Here is a 19,337-nt window from a genome sequence, read left to right on the forward strand (position 1 = left end):
TCAAAATCAGTTACAATTATTTGATCTGCACTTCATAAATCTTTGACCAGTTTTTACCCGTCACCAGCATATTATCTCCTTTGAAAGCAATTCCGTTTAACACATCATCACTTCCTTTGGTATTCTGCTTGGCAATATCAGTAAAATCAAATGTTCCCACCACTTCACCGTTCGCAGGATTAATCTTAAGAATAACCGGCTTTTGCCATACGTTGGCATAGATGAAACCATTGTGATATTCCAATTCATTTAATTGGTCATATGCCTGAGAACTTCCTGCTACTGCAATATACTTGATTAATTTTGAAGGGTCATTTACATCAAGGAAATATAACAATTTACTTCCATCTGATGCGATCAGACTTTTCCCGTCATAGGTTAATCCCCAACCTTCTCCCAATACATTCGGATAAGCAAATTCAGAAAGAAGTTTCAGAGAACTTTTATCATAGATGTATCCTTTTTTGCTTTGCCACGTCAACTGGTATACTTTGTCGCCAACGATAGTACTTCCTTCTGAAAAATCTTCAGGAGCCTGTTTGGTAGAGGCAAGCGGAGTGGTTGTTCCCAATGTATATTTCAATATCTGAGAAGATCCGTTCTGACCATCACTTTCATAAATCGTATTGCCTTCTATCTGAAATCCCTGTACAAAGTTTTTAGGATCGTGGGGATATTCTGCAACAATCTGATAAGCGATATTTTTTTCAGGATTTTTTGCAAATACATTGATCGTTGCATCCTGATTCAGTACTTCGCCTCCTTTTGTTTTGATATTAAAAGTAACCGCATTATCTCCCAATGTAAAAAATTTGGGATCGATGGTTAAATCTGTAGTTTCTTTATCTCCAAAACTGATGGTTACACTTTCTGCATTTTCCGTTACCTCTTTGGGAAGCTGAAGTTTATCTCCGAAGTGATATCCTTTTGATTCCATTGAATTATTATAAGTATTCAGTGTATTAAGAATCTCTTTATCCTTATTACATGATGCCAATAGTAAAATTGCTGCGAACCCCGCTATGATATTTTTTTTCATTTACTTTCTAAATATTTCCCCAAAAATAGCAAATTTTATTCCGTATTACCAATATTATCCACAGGTTCACCAAATTGTAAGATATATCCGTTGTTATCATAGATGGCAAATTCTCTCATTTCCCATTCAAAAGTTTCAATTTCATAACAGATTCTGGCTTTTGATTTAAGATCTCCCCACAATTCATCCACTTGATTTACATTAAAATAAAATGACCCGGAAAAACCAATTTTACTCAAGTCCTCTTCTTCATTGGGTTGAGAAATCATAATATAAACTTCATCCTTACGGATCGAAGCCCATTGCCAGTCATCGTTTCTGCTTATCAGTTCAAAACCGAGAATATGCATATAAAACCCTAACGTTTCATCCATATTTTTTGTCCAGAGCATTGGGCGAAGTCCTGCAAATTTCATGATTCCTGTAATTGAAAAGTATTTTTATGGATTTTCATATTAAGAGAAACCCATGTTTCTTTGTCAATCTTTGCCTCACTTTTTACATGGGGATCAAAAGTGAAACCTACCTTTTTATAACATTCAATGGCACCGGTATTCCAATCGTATACGTTGAGTTCTGCCGTTTCTTTATCAAAATGAGTAAACCCGTATTTCAGAAGCTCCTGCATCACCTTCTTTCCGTAGCCTTTTCCTCTGTTATTTTCATCCCAGATCAGAATTCTTCCGAGCAGAAATGTTTGTTCTTTTAAAAAAATCTGAGCATGTCCAATGGTATTTGTCTGATCAACAATTTTAAACAAAGTTCTGTTTTCATCAGCCAGGTCAGCGTTCAGTTGATCCTCTGTCAAAGGAAAATGATACTTAGGTCCTGCAAATTGGAGAAGCATTTTTTCATCGAGAATCCTTGTGATTAATTCCGGAGCATCATCTATGGTAAAAAGCTGTAATTCTATCATTTTTATTTTTCTAAATACTCTTTTAAACTTTCGCCCAAAATTGAATTCCAACCTCCTGTAAAACTCTCTCTTGAAAAGCCATCACCCAAATCGTTGAAGTTTTCAATATCTTCATGAGTAATTTTCACTAGAGTGGCGCCGTTATCAGAAAGCAATTCCCAAGTTACTATTGTTTTTGCCTCTGAAAAATCAGGATAGGACCAGCTATATTTTAATATCTGATTAGGTACAATTTCAACAATTTTGCATTGATGATGAAATTTATTCTCTCCTCCCGGTTCATAGAAATTGAATTCTTTACCAACCTCGGGTTCAAAATCCCCGATATCAAAATACCAGGATTTCATTTCATTTTTATCCGTTAATGCTCTCCAGACTTTTTCAACCGGTGCATTTATTTTATACTGTACGATGATTGGTAGGCTCATTGTCTTAATTTTTACAGATTGATGATATTACAAAGTCTTTATACTTTAGTCACAAAAGCCATAAATAACTTTTATTTTCAAACACTTAAGCATCATTTAGAAAGTTCCAAATAGCGCTATATACTTTTGTGACTCTTCTGGTTTATTAATTTGTTTAAATAAGTTGACTATCCGTGTGAGAATCCTGTAATTTTTGCTTCATCAAAATCCAGCTGCATTTCAATCGTTCTCATCACATGATCATCAAATATTTTCTCTCTTTTCATCCTGTGTAGCTCGTTCCGTTGTGCCTGGATAACCTGTCGCAGCACATCTTTGTTTTCGTTAATGGCTGTCACATAATCACCGTTGGTAGATGCCATACATTGAACTTTATCAGCCATAAGCATCATTTCATTCTCCAGTTTATGTTTTTGATGACGTACCAGACTATTTCTTTCTGCGAGTTCTGAAAAATCGTTATCGAGCTTATGCAAAGCCGTTTCTTTTAATTTACGCATCAGAATTACTTCCTGTTTCTCCTCCGGAAGCTCACTCCCCGTATCATTTATTTTTAACCATTTCAGAATCGGACTCAGCAATAATCCCTGACCAACAAGGGTAATCAATATGATAACAAAAGTTACGAATAAAATAATATTTCGATGTGGAAATGCCTCTCCATTTGGCAAAAATGCAGGAATTGATAACGCTGCGGCCAATGAAACCACTCCCCTCATCGCAGCAAAACTGATGATAAAAGGTTCCCGCCAATCCGGCTTAGGAACTTTCAATCTCAATTCTTTTGAACACAGTCTTGGAAAGTACATTAATGCATAACTATACAATATTCTTGTTCCGATAATGGCACCGCCAATTATGACACTATAGAAAATCCCTTCGGAAATTGTATAATCTTCCATGGCCTCAACCACTACAGGTAATTCAAGACCAATTAAAATAAAGATGATGGTATTCATCAAAAAGATCAGCACACTCCACACGTTCCCGGATTGAATTCGTGAGGTATGGCTCAGATAGCAATGCGAATTGTATGACATCAACAACCCTCCGGCAACCACAGCCAGCACTCCTGAAAAGTGAAAATGTTCGGCACCTACATACATGATGTACGGCACAATAAGGGTAATTACCGTATCAATATTAGAATTGGACGGTATGATTTTCAGCAATGCTCCAAAAAGGAAACCTACAGCAACTCCTACAGCAACTCCTCCAACAGCCATCGTAAAGAAATCCTGAATAGCATCTCTCCAGATAAACTGGCCAGAAATAACGGCTGCCAAAGCAAATTTAAATACAATCAAACTGGATGCATCGTTGATCAGACTTTCTCCTTCAAGGATACTGGTGATTTTTTTAGGGATTTTCATGTGTTTCAGCACCGAAGTAGCCGCTACCGCATCAGGCGGAGAATTTACCCCACCCAACAGGAATCCCATAGCCACTGTAAGCCCCGGAATAATAGAGGACGAAAGGTAAGCAACAACAATTGAGGTCAGAAATACCAATCCGAAAGCCATGGAAAAAATTTGCTTTCTCCATTTATGAAAGTCCTGCCATGATGTAAACCAGGCAGCTTCAAACAAAATAGGCGGCAGGAAAATAAGAAAAACAAGATCCGGTTCTATTTCGATCGTCGGTATTCCCGGAACAAAGCTTATCAAAAGTCCTGCAATCACAAGAAAAATGGGATAGGCAACTCTTAATTTCTGCCCGATCATCACCAATATCATCACAGACAGCAGTACTGCAATGGATATTATAACATAACTGTGAATCATTTTGATTTAGTTTTTTTAAGTGTTATTTTTTTGAATAAAATTCCCACAGATTGGTCCTTTGGTACATCGCTGCAACGTTGGAATCTATGGGATTTATTGATGTTTAATTTTATATTATGTTAAAGTACAATATTATTCTTCGGACTAATGGCCGGCGGAAGGTCAGATTCATCCAGCATATCTCTCATATCAATTTCAATAGTGCGGCTGATCTGTGTAATCGGAACATCATTCGGACTTCCTTCAAAAGGGTTTACAGAAGCTTCTCCTACACTGTCCAGGGTATGAAAACACCAGGTTACCAGCAATGAAAAGGGAATATTAAACCATAATGTCCAACCTTCAAGGTTCGTTCCCTCACCTAGCTTATCAAGCTCTTTCAACAATCCGAAAGGAACAAAAAGAATAAATAACAACAAAAGATAAGTCGTAATTGAAGAAAAGTTTCTCGGATACGGAAAGTTTTTAATTCTCTCTGCTTTTCCCTGATCATCTGTAAACTTTATCAATTGCTGATTGATCTGCGTCCATTGAAAATCATTGATTTGCCCTTTCTTATAGACTTCAGACAATTCTTTACTCTGGCTTGCCATAAGCTGTGTAGCCCTGTTTTTCTTGCTCAGAATATACTGAAGTTCCTCTTCAGAAAGATAGTTTTTCAATTCCTCATCAAGCTTTGTCAGTCTTTCGGGAATATCATATTTCCGTGAATATTCATCGAATTGTGCTGTCCCCATATTTTCCCAGGCTCTTGGCTCTCTAAGCTGAAAGCGAAGTGCCGTTAACCAGGCATAATGACGGAGGAACATCTCTTTTACTTTTCCGGAATCTGTTGCGTTGAGTGCATCCCTTAGAATGTATCCAAAACTCCGGCTGTCGTTAATAATGGAGCCATAAATCTGTCTAGCTTCCCAAAGTCTGCTATAACTTGCATTATTTTTAAATCCGACAATAAAAGCAACGGCAGTTCCCAAAATCGCAATCGGCTGCCACGGAATGGAAAGAAACTTCCATCCTAAAAAATACAATACCGTAGGAATGGCCGAAAATATTGTTAAAACGTAAATACTGCGCCTCGTCCATGTCATGAACTCACGCGCCCCAAATCTTTTTCCTGAATGCATATGTTGTGTTTATTTTTTATTTTTTTCTTTACAAAATAACGATCTTCAATTTCATCGGAACATTCAGCAGAAACGGTTATTTTTAATTTTTGGTAAAAGGAATATTGTTATAAAAACCAATCTGAATCTGTCCTCTGTTTTTATTTTCCTGAAGTTGATTCATATACCCCGCTTCAATCCTCATATTTTTATTAATAACATATCCTAAGGCTCCATACACTCTGTTTCTATCGAAAACCGGACTGTTGAAATGCAGGAAAATCTCATTATATACTGAAGCATACAAGGTTTTCGGTAACATTTCTTTTTGGGTAATCGGAATTGTTACACCCAGCATATAACGGAATCTCATTCTAAAATCATCCTCCAGAAAACGTTCTTCTAAACGATAGCGATGCTGAAGGTTAAAACGTCCGAACTTCTGCTTGGTAATAAACTGCTGGAAAATTCGGTGTTCAATATTCTCCTTCTTTTCTCCATTCACATAAGGTTGGCTCAAAATAAAACCATAGCCCAGCAACACATTGTTGTTGTTCTCTGTAAGATCATAGCCAATCCCCGTACGGATTAAAAGCTGCTCCAGATCTCCGATTCCATCAAAGTTCCGGTATTGAATTTCATTATGCCAGTTTAATTTTTTACTGATTTTATTGTTTCCAAAATACATATACCAGGCCCCCAGATCACTCTTTTGTGCCCATGCCGATATCGATCCTAAACTTAGTGCCGTAAGTGCCAATTTTGTAAAAACCTTTCTCATGTTCATCAATTACTATTATCTATCGTTTTTAACAAAATTAATAATTTAAATCAATAATCACAAACAATATTTTTACCCTGAACAAAAGAAATCATCAAAGTAAATAATTCTAAATCCAGCGTTTTTATTCATTTTAACCAGGAATCTGCTCTACCAAAACTTCATTTCCATCCTGATCCAAATACGTACAGGTCATGATATTTAAATCCATTTTCCAGCCTTTTATTCCGTTTTCTGCACAGTCATTGCAAAATGTCATATAATCTGTGCCTCCCTGCTGGTGAAGTTTTAATCTTGCTTTAAACTGATCAAGATTTAATTCATTGGAAATAGTCAGAACATCATATTTACTTTCCGTCTGCTCTGAATTGTGGTCCACATCAAAATATTCCGTGCTGCCATCAGAAACACCGACTGTATATTGATACACCCCTAAATTTTTTACAGCTTGAATATATTGAGGAAAGTCTGCCCCGCTTTTTACTTTTTTGTGTTCAGCTTGAATGTCTTTGATTGTAAATTTCATCGTTTTGTATTTAAAAAATTAATAATAATAAATATTCAAATTTAATTTTTTTTGGAATGTAAATCATATCAAAAAAAAACCGACAGAGTAACTGCCGGTGTATTGTACATTATAATTCCAGATAAACTGGTATTAAGGATGTTGTTGCATTTTTGCCGGATCATCATAGTTAACCATCCAGTTGATTCCGAATTTATCCGTAAACATTCCGAAATATGCACCCCAGAAGGTATCTGCCATAGGCATTGTTACTTGCCCACCGGCCGAAAGTCCATTGAAAACTTTACCAGCTTCTTCTTTAGATTCTGCATTGACAGAAATTGCAAAATTATTTCCTGCTTTGAAATTCGAAGCCCATTCTCCACCCGTATCACTTCCCATCAACATGGTTTCCTTAGAAATCGGAAGCGTTACATGCATGATTTTATCTTTATCTTCTTCAGGAGTTTCCTTACCTTCCATTGGAGGCATTTCTCCGAAAGTTCCGATATAAGGGTATTCCCCTCCGAAAACTGATTTATAGAAATCGAACGCTTCTCTGCAGTTTCCATTAAATGTTAAATAAACGTTTACTGATGCCATGATTGTTTTTTATTAGTTAAGTTTTAATTAGTTTTTGCTTTCCTGGGGCTTTATTAACGATGCTGATCAATTAAAATCATATTTCCATCCGGATCTTTAAGATAGATATGATCAGGCCCGGAAGTCGTTTCATCAGCTTCCCGGTCAATCTCCACCCCATTTTCTTTTAAATGCTTTTGAATATCCCTTACGTCCTTAAAAGACTCAAGGTTCTGTGCATTTTCATCCCATCCGGGATTGAAAGTAAGCATATTTCCGTCAAACATGGCTTGAAACAGACCGATCAAAGTGCTGCCATTTTTCATAATCAGATAGTTGTGTTCCATACTTCCGCCCATCGCAGAGAAACCTAGCTTTTCATAAAAATCCTTGGATTTTTGAAGATCTTTCACACTTAAGCTTAATGAGAATACTCCTAGTTTCATATATATGTATTAAGATTGAGAGCTAAGGCTGAGCCTTTTAAAATATTATTAGTGATTTTTCAAACGGGTTTTAAAATCCAAAGTCCCGTCATAGCTTTTCCAGTCTCCTATCAGTTCGATATATTGTCCTTCTACTTTTTCAGTTTGTCTGTTCCACTTGAAATTATACACAAACTTTCCTTTAAAAAGTCCTGAATGCTTGCCTTTATTTTCTTCTGCCAGCTCATATTCCCCAAAGATGGTCCCTTGCTTCTTGGCATCTTTATACTTTGATATGGTTATTTTACCTTCAAATTTTGCATAATTGTTATCCACAAGAGAATAGCCTGAAATAAAATATTCCTGGTCGTTTTTTTTATTCTGCTCTGAAGTATTAATTTTAAGCTTTAATTCCTGGCCTTTACTGCCTATCGTTCCGATATAAGGATTGCTGTTATTCAGCCACACCGTTGAGATATCCGGCATTTGCCCCAAAACAAAGTTGGCCGCGAAGAGGAAGAGTAATAAAAGTTTTTTCATAGTGTTGTTTTTAAACGCCAAATTGTGACAAGTGGTGGTTCAGATGTTTGGCAAACATATTATTCCACTCCTGTGCTTTTAATTTTCCGAAAGAAAAAGATTCTTTACCATCAAAAGCATCCGCTCCCAATTGTTGAGTCTTTTGAATAAAACCAATCAATCTTGTTTTTTCCTCGTCAAAATTCTTTCTTCCCGTCACTAAAAATTGTGGTGCCGTTGGAGAATCTCTTGGATATGCTTTCTCACCAACAACTTTAGGCTTTACAAAATTTTTCAGGATAAATTTGGCGATAGCTCCCGGTTTTTTATGTTTTTCCGGCTCATAAATCATTTCATACGTTACACAACAGTGAGCCAGCATTTGATCTACTGTCATTTTACCCCATAATCCGTGGGTATCTTCCACTAATTTATTAATCCTGTCGATATAGTTCTGTGCATCTTTTGTGTCAAATACGTTTTCCATACTTTCTCTATTTTACTACAGACAAATATATCAGTTTTTTTGTTTGATTTTTATGGTGGAGAGATTTTTTGTTGTAAGGTGCGGGATTCGAGTTTCGGGGTACGAGTTGGAGAGTCTTAGAGTATTAAGGTTTTAAGGTATGAAAATTTGGAGCTTTTATTATACATTTTATTTATCCCACAACAATCCTACTCTGATAGCCATCGTACATGCGACCATTCCCCTCCTCTGGAGGGGTGGCAAAAATTCAAAGAATTTTTGACGGGGTGGTAATACACACCAACTCCACATTTAACATCAAGCAAATTATTCCCCTTCCTCTTTTGAGCCTTCTTCTACCGGAACTTCCTGTGGAGTTACTTTTTTAAATATAAACCAAAGCTTGATTTTCAAAGCAATCCATCCTATAATGGCGTAGATGATTAAAAGAATCGTTAAATGTTCCAGATAAGGAAAAGTAAGTTCTACCGAACCTTTCTGAATCAATAAAATTTTAAAGGCCTGTAAGAAAGGAGTCAAAGGAATGATATTAGCAATAAACTGGACAAAAGCAGGCATCGCACTTAAGGGCCATGTAAATCCACTAATAATAAAGGCCGGTGAAGCAATTACCATAAGAATCTGAGTCGCTTTCAAAGCATCCGGAATTAATATACTGATAAATACTCCCAGAAAAGAAACTGATCCTACAAAGACCGCGGTCAGTAAAATAAAGTTAAATATTCCTTCCGGCATCGGAACCCTGAAAATCATATGCATGAGGTAGTAGATGCTTACAATAAGGATTGAAAATACCCAAATCGGAATGACTTTAATAAGCATCGTTGGAAATGCCCATTTTTTCATTTTAGCATATTCTCTTACAAAAGTGCCTCCCTGGAATTCTGCGGCAAAACTTACAGCCATTGCCAATAAAATCACCTGTTGTAAAACCACCGCCAACATAGCCGGCCACATAAAAATAAGATAATTACTGGTGGTATTAAAGAGGGTAATATAATTGGTTTTGAAAGGTTCATATTGTGTCACAGCCTTTGCTGCCGGCATTCCTGCTTTCTGAAGAGCCTTGATCGATGCTCCCGCAGAGAAAGTTCCGATAGTCAGCTGAAGTGCTTTAGAGGCGAAATTAGCAGTCAGGACATTTCCTGTATTCACATACACATTCAGTTCGGGATATTTTTTCTGCAGCATATCCCCTTCAAATCGGGACGGAATAATAACGACCGCCGCCGCCTCATTCCTGATCACCTCATCTTTAATGCTCTGGGGCTCCTGCAAGTATTTGATCACCCTGATACTCTTATTGTCACCAAGCATTTCCGTCAACTGGTTTGATAACGGAGTATTATCTCTATCCACCACCAGTACCGGTGTGTTCTCAACTTTTCCGCTTTTGTAGACAAACCCCAGCAAGGTAGCATAAAAGACCGGTGCCAAAAAGAACACCGTCCTTAAGGTTGAATTGCCGATAAAAAGTTTGAACTCACGTTGTAAAAGACGGAAAAATTCTTTCATCTGTATATTTTTATTTCAGGATAACATTCGCATTGACTAAAATACTTTTAGCCTTATTCTTATCTTTTGGTTTTACCTTGATCTCGTAGATCGCATCTTGCAGCTGATAGTCCGGATAAGCCGTCGTAATATCAGCATATCTTGTCAGCTGTTTGATATAAACAACATTCCCTTCAAGATTTTCTTTATTGTAAACCACCTGCATCGTTACATCCTGGCCTTTTTTATATTTTGAAATAGCACTTTCAGGAACGGTAAATCTGAAGTAGGTACTTTCAGGAATATATCCGTTGAATAGGGCAAATCCTGCTGTTGCCAATTCCCCCGCATTAAGACTAATGGTTTCTATTTCCATATCATTGGTGGCAATGACATATCTTTCAGAATAGGCTACATTTGCTTCCTGCAAAGCACCTTTGGCCTGTGAAGCTTGTCCTGCTGCCATTTCTACTTTTTCGAAACGGGTTCCTCTTTTTACATCATCCAATTCAGCTACCACTGCATCATATTGTGCTTTTGCTCCCTGAAGTTTTGCATATACTTCATCATGTGCCTGCGGAGACATCAGGCTGTCGCGGAACATATTGTTTGCTCTTCGGTAAGATTTCTGGGCAAAGTCATATTGTTCTTTTAACCCTTTATATTTGGCATTAAGTTGTCTCAGCTGATCTGCCGTAGCTCCGTTTTTAGCCATTTGTTCCTGTGCTGTGGCCGCACTTACTGCGCCTTGTGCCTGAGCTATTTTCGCAGAAACTTCCGGTACATCAAGTTGTGCAAGGGTATCTCCTTTCTTCACCGTCTGACCTTCAGAAACGTATATTCTTAAAATTCTTCCGGTTACCTTCGGAGCGAAAGAAATAACATCTTTTTTCGTTTTTCCTTCCGATTCCTTCACCTTTTCATTCTTTTGGCCGCAGCTCCCCAATAAAAGCAGAGCAGCAAAGAGTATAGATATATTTTTATGCATCATTTTAATTTTTAAGGGATTAAATAAAATTTGGTAATATCCAGCTCCTGGGTAGCCCTCATCAGTTCTATTCCCGCTCTTCTCTGGTTGAAAATTGTATTCTGATATTCAAGCTCGGCAACTTCAAGGTCATTTTCAGCATCGATAAGCTGAGAAGATTTGCTCATTCCGTATCGGAATTCTTTTTCAGCCTGCACCAGTGCGTTTTTTGCGAGCTCTTTTTCTTTTGCTTTCAATGTAATCTGCGCTGTGGCAATATCGTAATTGGTTTGATTATTGGCCAGGTTCAACGTTAATTTTTTCAAAGCATCTTCTTTCTGGTTTTGCAGAACTTCTTTTCCAACGCGGGCGGTTTCTTCAGCGTGTTTCCCTTCTTTTCCGTCAAAAATTTCCCATTTAAATCCAACTCCTGCAGTAATCAATGGAAAAACATTAATGTTATTGGGACTCCAGTCGAGTTTTCTTCCTTCATACCCTAATAATGGAACTGCCGGAACTACATTTTCAGAGCTTTTGATCCGGTTTCCGTACAATCCGATATAATACGCAGAAGCCATCAGCTGTACTTTTGGAATCATCCATGTCCTTTCTGCTTTAATTTTATAATCTGAGGCAGTGATTCCATGTTCTAAGGCTCTGATTTCTGCTCTTTGCTCAATCCCGTTTTCTGCGGCAAGCAAATCTACCGGAGACAATGTAGGATCAATCATTCTAAGACGTTCTTTATTAATACCTGTCAGAACATAAAGCTGGGTTAAAAGCAGTTCTTTTTTTCCCTCATATTCTACCATTTTGGCATTTAAGGTCGCTTGTGCCAGTTCTATTTTTTTATGATCATAAGGAGTAATCAAGCCATATCCTAAAGCTTTATCAGCTGTTTTCTTGTTGATATCCAGTCTTTTATTACTTTCATCCAGCACTTTTTTTGACTGATGGATCAGCGCCAATTGATCATAGGCCTTAGAAATACTGGCGACAACATCATCTTTGGTTTTCTCCAGCAGAATATCTTCCGACTTTTTCTTTTCTTCAACCGCTTTCTTCAGGTATTTCACTTTTCCGCCGGAGTACAAAAGCATTTTGGCATCTGCCTTGGCAACGCCTGAAAATCCGGAGACATTAAAATTATTGTTGAAAGTTCCTTCGGGAATATTAATGAAAGGGGCTAAATTAATTTCCGGAGACGTCAGTCTTGCTGTTCCATTCAGATAGCCAACTTTACCACTTACTTCCAGCGTAGGAAGAAAGATATCTTTTAATTTATGCTCGTCAAGATCGGTAAGTTTATTCTGGGTAATCTGCATTTTCAGGTTCGAGTCCCGAACCATTGCACTATCTAAAAGTTCTTTAAAATCCGGCGCAGACTGTGCCCAGCCCAAAGCAGGAAAAGCAAAAAAACTAAACGTAAAAATCAATAAATTGTTTTTCATGGTTTATGTTTATAACAAATATAATGCAAAAAATGTTACGATCCTCAAAGATAATTCTACAAACCAGTGAATTTAAAATATGTTTAAAATGTGTTTAAGCATAAACCACTTCAAAATAAAGTTTTAGTCAAACTGTTTAAGTCTTAATTAAATCTTAAAAAATTTTAAAAAATTTTAAAAAAAAATAATAAGTCTACTTTTGCACTGTCTTTTTAACCTAAATTTTTATTGTATTGATGAATGTTTTACTGAAAATTTTACTAAAAGATGAGTTTAATATTTTATAGGAACTCATAGTAACAGATGGACAGGTAAAACCTGGCTGGGTTGAAATTTCAAAGAAACTATAAACTGATAAAAAACGAAAACTCCTCACATCACTGCGAGGAGTTTTCTATGTTATAATAAGCTGATTTATTTCTGAACTGCTTTTTTCATCGCAGCGTCGGGACGTAAAACTCTGTAACGAACTTCAATATCTTTCGGCACATAGAATACTAATGGTAATTTACTGTTGTATCCTACTAATTCCGGTTTAAGGGTTACAAATTTCTTGGTTAACTTTTGCCCCGGGCAAGCCATTAACGTACCTCCTGTCTCCCCTTTAGACTCTACTTCGTAATAGTTGTATCCCCATCCCTGAAGATCCTGATTTTTCATCTCACCGATCAAAAAGTAGTTGTTACAGTCTAACATTTTTTCGGCTCCGACAAAAACCTCGACTTTTAAATCTTTTTCGTTTTTTGCAACCGGAAGCTGAATATATACCTGCTTATATCCATCTTTAGCTTTTGGGAACATTTCAATCTGTAGTTTTTCAAACTTTTCTGCTTTCTTTTGCGCGAAAGCACTTACTCCAGCCATCAATACCAATCCTGTAATTAAAGTTTTTGAAAATTTCATTTTATTTGGTTTTACAATTTAATTACTTCCCTATAGCCAAAAATCATTCCAAAATCTGAACACCGGTTCCTTTTGTATGGGCATTCATCTGCGGAGCATAATAATTCTGCATCGTGGTAATTCCATTAGAGAACTTACCGGATGCGTTGGCAACCACATCATATTCAAATACATATTTACCTTTCGGCATATACTGAATATAAAAATTGGTAGAAGCATCTTTCGTCGACTGGTAATAGCCTAAATTATTTTTCCACTGGTATCCGGATAGTGCATCAATCGGCTCAAATCCTGCAGCACGCATATCTTTAATATGAATAAATTCCATAGCTCTGTCCGTATTCAGAATCATTCTTACGGTTACTTTATCTCCTACTTTAAGTGGAGTTTCAGTTGAAATTTTCTGAAGTTCTTCCCCATTTACTGTTTTTACTTTTTTATAAAGTTCTTTGGTTACGGAGATATAATTTTCAGAAGATTTGATTTTATCCAGATCTTCATAATATTGCCAGAATAATCCTCCCTGAACAATACCCGGACCAGGCTTGGTTACAGTAACAGTTCCCAGGTTTTTATCTACGGCGTCTGTTTTTACGGTAGACTTCACATATCCTGTTGCCTGAGTCTGAGGAGTCAGTTCTTTTCCGCCCCAAACAATGGTTGCCTTATCGCTTTCTGCTCCTGTCCATGTTTTCCCTGAATTCAGAATGGTAAAGATTACTTCTGAAGTTCCTCTTGAGCTTCCCCATGAGTTTACTTCTTTCTGTGTTACCAGCCATATTTTCATATCTTCAATAAAGTTCTGATCATTGGATTTAAGCTTATTGAAAGCTTCCAGCGCTCCTGCGTGATTTACTACTTTTGATCCGAACCATCCCCAGTCGTTCAAATTCTGTTTCCAGTAAACTCCTTGCGTTTTGGTATCTGTAGAGGTTTCTTTGAGGTAAGTCATCAATTTATCGGAAACATCTTTTAATCCGTAATCATTCATTAATAAAGCCGCACGATGAAGTCCAAAGAATGTAAAATCTGTAATTTTTGCTGTCTTTGCCTTTTCTTTTACTGAAGATTTCAAGCCAGCTCCTTTTCCTTTCAAAGGATATTGTTTTTCCCAATAGTTTCGGGTATCAAGGTAATCCAGTACCCAGTTGCTCCAGATATTTTTGTCTTTTACATTCCAGTATTTATCAATCTCATTATCCACATATTGAATCAGTTTTGCTACCAGTTCTTTTTGTTCTGAGCTTTGATAATCTTTTACGTTATCTTTTAACCAATCGTTGATTTTCCCTAGATTTTTAAGGATATACAATGATGTTCCGTAAGAACTTGGATAGCCTGCATACCATGAGAATCCACCGTCAGGGTTTTGTAATTTTCTGAACTCATCCCAATCCTGAGTAATCGAATTTCTCATGGTGTTGGTATCAAACAACAATGCCAGTTTTTGCATTTGTTCGGTTTCATTCTTGCTTTCCAGCACCCAAGGTGTTTCTTCCAGCAAGAGTTGTTTTAATTCCTGATTTTTTTCAAGGTTTGAATTTAATAATCCTTTGCTCTGATATTCTTCAAAAACAGTTTTCATTTTTGGATTTGCTTTAAATATCTCAGAAGCAATCACATCTGCAAACCATTTGTTGAAGATCACATCTGCCGAGCTATTTTGATCATTTTTCAAACTTGGAAGAGCAAACATCACTTCCCAGATCGGATTGGTCGTCAGCTCCAACGTATTGGAAACATTAGAAGCCGTTGTAGAGGTATTGTTTTTAAGGTTATCCAACACAAATGTTTTGGTCTCCCCTTCTTTCACAAAAACCGGAACGGCATCGGTAACCAGCATTCTGTTTGGCAATACGGCTACAGCCTGTTGTTCTCCATCGGAATAAGCGCCTGCTTTGGCAACGACTTTTAAAATGATTGAAGAAACATTATTCGGAACTTTTAATTTCCATGTTAAGGCTCCGTTTCCGTTTTCAATTAAATTAAAGTTTTGAGTTGATCCGGTAACTCCAAATTTTGAAGAAATATCTTCATTGGTAAATGCGTCAAGAATCTTAAGCTCGGCGGAACCATTCAGTTTTTTATCGGTAAGGTTTGATAGTTTTGACTGCAGGTTCAGTTCGTCACCTTCTCTTAAGAATCTAGGATAATTTGGCGTTACAGAGAATTCTTTTTGAGTAACCACCTGCTTTTCTAAGGTCGCTGCTCTGGCATCTTTTGTATGAGCCAGGAACATCAGTTTCCATTTTGTCAATGCTTCAGGTGATGTGAACTCGAAGTTTACATTTCCTTCGGCATCAGTTTTCAGATCGGGATAGAAAAATGCGGTTTCATTCAGGTTTTGACGTACCGGAACTTTTTCAAGCTCTTCTTTTTGTCCTGCCTGATCCATTACCCCATCAGCATCAGCTACAGTTGCTTCTGAAGCCACAGCTTCTTCTGCAACGGCTGCTTTCCTCATCATCACATTGTTTTTTGCGCGTGCTGTTGGCGCTGGCGGTACGGAGTAAGCAGATATCTTATTACCTACTTCTATTCCTCCGCCATTTCCAGCTAAACCTCTTACAGTAGCATAATACAACGCACCATCAAACCAATTGAAATTCGGTACATCAACATAATTTCCGTTGATATATTTTAATCTTTTCTGATAGCTTTTTTGCACCAGATAATTTTTCAATGTATAAGAACTGATCATATTGATCGGTACATATAGTTTATTCCAACTATAAGTATTGGCAGCAAACTGGTCGAGAGACATATCGTACATGTTGGCCAACACTTCAGCATTGATCTTTTCTTTCTCATTACCCGTTACTTTTACCGTCCATTTTTCTTTTGAATTAGGCTCCAGTTTATCTCTGAATGTTACAGTTTCAATTTTTAAAGGTTGTTCCGTATCCTTTATCTTCAAGGTAACGGATTCGGTACTTACATCATTAAATGCTACAATCTGAAACTGGATATTCAGTTGTGATACTTTTTTGTCCTTCGGAATATCCGCTGTATATTCTAATAATCCTTTTTTCAACTGATAAGATTCCGTGATGGTCTTTCCTAAGCCATCCTGAACGAAAACATTCACCAAAGCATCAGGAATTGCCGAGTATACATACATTTTAGTTTTCTCTCCTCTTGACACCTCATCTTTTGGGGCAATCACTGTCAGGAATGTTTTCTGAGTCGGTTTCAAAGAATTTTTGTCCCAGACACTGAAATATTGTGAAGACTTGATGGTATCTTTTCCTTCGATATTAAACAAATCCAGCTGATAATCGCCTGCTTCAAGTTTACCTAAGTCTAAGTTTGTAGAAAGCTGGGCATTATCGGAAGAAGGCTGCTGTTGCTTTTCTACCACTACTTTTTCAGTTTTCCAGTTTTTGATCTCATCATTTTTGTCAAACAAATCATGCGGGAACTTGCTGATGAATTCATCTTTTGAGTACTGGGGAAGATTCTGAACTTCCGTTTTAAAGTTATCTCTGAAAATTCTGTTAGGAGCTGTCAGTTTTAATAACTTCACCTGATAGGACTTCTTAAGGTTTTGTTCGTTATAATTCTTTGTTTCAACTTTTATCTTAACATTTTCATCGCTGAAAGTATTTTTAATATCATCAGCCTTGATGTAGTGGGATACTGAAGCTACTTTAAGTTGTGTATTTCCGGATTGTGTTTCTCCGTTGATATCTGTTACGGAAGCATTGATTTCATAGTTGTCAATCTGTATTCCATCTAATTTTTCATCTTTTTTAAGATCAAGACGAATTACAAATTCTCCCTTTTCATTGGTTTTAGCTTCTCCCAGGATTGAATTCTCATTATCATTTCCTTGTGGATACCACCAGAAATACCTCCATCTGATATTATGTTTTTTAATTTCATAATTCACTGTGGTATTGCTCAGGGCAACCCCTGAAAACATCATTGCTTTTCCTTTTAATTCGATGGTCTGCCCATATTTATATTCATCTTTTACCGGATCAAAAGTTACCTCAAACTTAGGTCTTTTATATTCCTCAACTCTGATATCTTTATATCCGCTGTTTCCATCGGTTCTTATGTAGAAAATACCGTTCAATTGTCCTTTTGGAAGGACAAAACTACCGTGATAAGATCCAAATTCGTTGGTGGTAAAATTTTGCGAGTTTACTTCCTGACTGTTGGCATCCAGTAACGTTATTTTTTGTTTTAACCCCGAAAGTACCGATTCTACTTCTTTATCTATTTTCGTATTGATGACTTTAAAATATACAGTCTGCCCAGGGCGGTAGATTGCTCTGTCTGTAAATATCTGTGCTGCGGTACGGGATTCTTTGTTGGGATTATACTCTTCTGCTGCTCCTCTGGCTCCGTACACCTGCATGATCTGAAAATCGTTGGTTTTAGGCTGTTGAATCAGAAAAGTTCTGTAGTATTCGTTATTTGCCGAGGAAGGGAATGTAAAACTTCCTTTTTCATTGGTTTTCCCATCTAGCTTATTTAAGGTTTTGTTGGATACAAACTCATAAAATGCAAGGCTTTCATTGGCTACAGGTTTTCCGTTTTCACTATTGACTAATTTCAATTCGTTTGAAAGTGCATTTCTGTCCGTCTTAGACTGATAAACGATTCTGTTTCCTGAAACCAGGAAGTGGAAATTCTGTCTCGAGTCATTGTCTTTCAGATCTGCTCCGTCTACAAGATATTCCGCAATATAAATTCCTGACGGAAGCGGCTTAATCTCCAATGATGTTTTGTGAAGCTGATAATCCTTCTGGTCAGCAAGCTGATAGGTCTCTTTTCTTACTAAGTTCTTTTTAACTTTCCCATAGGTATTGCCATATGAATTCTGAATATATTGCATCAGTGAAGTAAAATCATCTTTTACCTCATAAATATTTAAAGAAAAACTGGTTACATTTTTATATTCAGCGACAAAATGAATCGGCAGATTGTTCTGTGTCTGCTGTTCATATTTAATGTTCAGTAATGGATTGGTAATCTGTTCCTCTTTGTTTTTAATATTTTCGAGGAAAGAAGATTTTGGATATTGACTTTTTGCCTGTGCAGCTACAGCAATAGCTTCTTTGTCTTTCTTTTTAGCAATCAGCTCATTCATGATATCTTCCATGATAAGCACTTTATAGTCTCCTTCCGGGCCAGATTTCAGAAGATTCTGCAATTGCTCCAGTTTGTCTTTGCATTGATTAAAATTACAGTTATTAACCAATTTCTCCTTCATAAAGTACAACTTCGGATTTCCGGTATTCTGTGCAACTAGTTCATCAAAAGTGGCATTGATTACAGTACGGTTTTCCGTAAGCTCATTTTTGGTAAATAAATTATTTTCAGAAAGAAAACCTATTTTCTTCAAGGCATACCAATCAAATAAGGAAGGGAAATAGCTAAGATCCTTAGTGTCTGAAAACAGATCTTTGTATTTGGACAGAGAGGCTTTCTTCATCTCTGATTTTTGCTGATCAAGTTCCTGATAACTTTTGGTTAAGTAGTTTTTAAAGTCAAGCTTACTCCATGTTTCAATCTGGGAAATATCCTGTGAATTGATATTGGTTCTCCCGTTTACTTTCCATGAATTCTGATTGTAATAATCAAGGAAAAAGCCATTCAACAAAACATCATAGACCAATTTCTCTTCGCCTTTCAGTTTGGCTTTTGCCCCCTGAAGTTTACTGAAAAATTTTGAAGCAGCATCATTCTGATCATCATCTGCAGTTTGGTTGACAACACTGAATTCCGCCTTTAGAGAGCGGATCAGCTGAAGGGCGTTATTTTCTTTCATTGCTTGGTTTTGTATATCTAAAATAATCGGAAGATTAGATTTGTAAGCTCCTTTTTTGCTGTTTTCAGTAATCTTTTTCCATTGGTCATCGTAATATTTTTGCCCGAAAACCGTTGAAAAGCTTAGCATTAAAAGCAAAAGCATAAAAATCTTGGAAAATCTTTTCATATA

The 19,337-nt window shown here is 36.9% G+C and carries 17 protein-coding genes; all 17 read right to left on the bottom strand.

Going from position 1 to position 19,337, the window contains the following annotated elements:
• Window positions 1-16: 16 nt before the first annotated feature.
• Window positions 17-1,039, bottom strand: a complete 1,023-nt coding sequence (locus EG342_RS21225; RefSeq protein WP_103289613.1) for a glutaminyl-peptide cyclotransferase — start codon at window positions 1,037-1,039, stop codon at window positions 17-19.
• Window positions 1,040-1,074: 35 nt separating this feature from the next.
• Window positions 1,075-1,455, bottom strand: coding sequence for a VOC family protein (locus tag EG342_RS21230; protein WP_103289615.1), 381 nt, complete (start codon window positions 1,453-1,455; stop codon window positions 1,075-1,077).
• A complete protein-coding gene (locus tag EG342_RS21235; protein WP_103289618.1) occupies window positions 1,452-1,955 on the bottom strand; it encodes a GNAT family N-acetyltransferase in 504 nt (167 codons plus the stop codon). The genes EG342_RS21230 and EG342_RS21235 overlap by 4 nt, the downstream gene beginning before the upstream one ends.
• 2 nt (window positions 1,956-1,957) lie before the next feature.
• Complete coding sequence (locus EG342_RS21240) at window positions 1,958-2,383, bottom strand: SRPBCC family protein (protein ID WP_103289620.1); 426 nt, start codon at window positions 2,381-2,383, stop codon at window positions 1,958-1,960.
• A gap of 167 nt (window positions 2,384-2,550) precedes the next feature.
• Window positions 2,551-4,167 (bottom strand): Na+/H+ antiporter, encoded by a 1,617-nt coding sequence (locus EG342_RS21245; RefSeq protein WP_103289623.1) that lies wholly within the window; start codon window positions 4,165-4,167, stop codon window positions 2,551-2,553.
• A 119-nt stretch (window positions 4,168-4,286) separates the two neighbouring features.
• The gene (locus tag EG342_RS21250; RefSeq protein ID WP_103289625.1) at window positions 4,287-5,291 is read right to left on the bottom strand and encodes a bestrophin family protein; all 1,005 of its coding nucleotides are present in this window, start codon (window positions 5,289-5,291) and stop codon (window positions 4,287-4,289) included.
• Between the two features lie 82 nt (window positions 5,292-5,373).
• Window positions 5,374-6,051, bottom strand: coding sequence for a DUF2490 domain-containing protein (locus EG342_RS21255; RefSeq protein WP_103290472.1), 678 nt, complete (start codon window positions 6,049-6,051; stop codon window positions 5,374-5,376).
• Window positions 6,052-6,184: 133 nt separating this feature from the next.
• Complete coding sequence (locus tag EG342_RS21260; protein WP_103289628.1) at window positions 6,185-6,577, bottom strand: DUF1398 domain-containing protein; 393 nt, start codon at window positions 6,575-6,577, stop codon at window positions 6,185-6,187.
• A 132-nt stretch (window positions 6,578-6,709) separates the two neighbouring features.
• Window positions 6,710-7,159 carry a VOC family protein gene (locus EG342_RS21265; RefSeq protein WP_103289631.1) on the bottom strand — a complete coding sequence of 150 codons (450 nt, stop codon included), beginning with the start codon at window positions 7,157-7,159 and terminating at the stop codon, window positions 6,710-6,712.
• A 53-nt stretch (window positions 7,160-7,212) separates the two neighbouring features.
• Window positions 7,213-7,584 carry a VOC family protein gene (locus EG342_RS21270; protein ID WP_103289634.1) on the bottom strand — a complete coding sequence of 124 codons (372 nt, stop codon included), beginning with the start codon at window positions 7,582-7,584 and terminating at the stop codon, window positions 7,213-7,215.
• A 48-nt stretch (window positions 7,585-7,632) separates the two neighbouring features.
• Window positions 7,633-8,103, bottom strand: coding sequence for a hypothetical protein (locus EG342_RS21275; protein WP_103289637.1), 471 nt, complete (start codon window positions 8,101-8,103; stop codon window positions 7,633-7,635).
• A gap of 10 nt (window positions 8,104-8,113) precedes the next feature.
• The gene (locus EG342_RS21280) at window positions 8,114-8,569 is read right to left on the bottom strand and encodes a DUF1569 domain-containing protein (protein WP_103289640.1); all 456 of its coding nucleotides are present in this window, start codon (window positions 8,567-8,569) and stop codon (window positions 8,114-8,116) included.
• Window positions 8,570-8,875: 306 nt separating this feature from the next.
• Window positions 8,876-10,084, bottom strand: a complete 1,209-nt coding sequence (locus EG342_RS21285) for an ABC transporter permease (protein WP_103289642.1) — start codon at window positions 10,082-10,084, stop codon at window positions 8,876-8,878.
• A gap of 10 nt (window positions 10,085-10,094) precedes the next feature.
• Window positions 10,095-11,051 carry an HlyD family secretion protein gene (locus EG342_RS21290; protein ID WP_103290475.1) on the bottom strand — a complete coding sequence of 319 codons (957 nt, stop codon included), beginning with the start codon at window positions 11,049-11,051 and terminating at the stop codon, window positions 10,095-10,097.
• Window positions 11,052-11,062: 11 nt separating this feature from the next.
• Window positions 11,063-12,481: a TolC family protein gene (locus EG342_RS21295; RefSeq protein ID WP_103289645.1), complete on the bottom strand. Its 1,419-nt coding sequence runs from the start codon at window positions 12,479-12,481 to the stop codon at window positions 11,063-11,065.
• A gap of 414 nt (window positions 12,482-12,895) precedes the next feature.
• The gene (locus EG342_RS21300) at window positions 12,896-13,384 is read right to left on the bottom strand and encodes an ecotin (RefSeq protein WP_103289647.1); all 489 of its coding nucleotides are present in this window, start codon (window positions 13,382-13,384) and stop codon (window positions 12,896-12,898) included.
• Between the two features lie 43 nt (window positions 13,385-13,427).
• Entirely contained in the window at window positions 13,428-19,334 is a 5,907-nt protein-coding gene (locus EG342_RS21305) for an alpha-2-macroglobulin family protein (RefSeq protein WP_103289650.1), read from the bottom strand.
• Window positions 19,335-19,337 lie beyond the last annotated feature (3 nt).

It is taken from the genome of Chryseobacterium lactis (genome assembly GCF_003815875.1).
GTDB classification, from domain to species: domain Bacteria; phylum Bacteroidota; class Bacteroidia; order Flavobacteriales; family Weeksellaceae; genus Chryseobacterium; species Chryseobacterium lactis.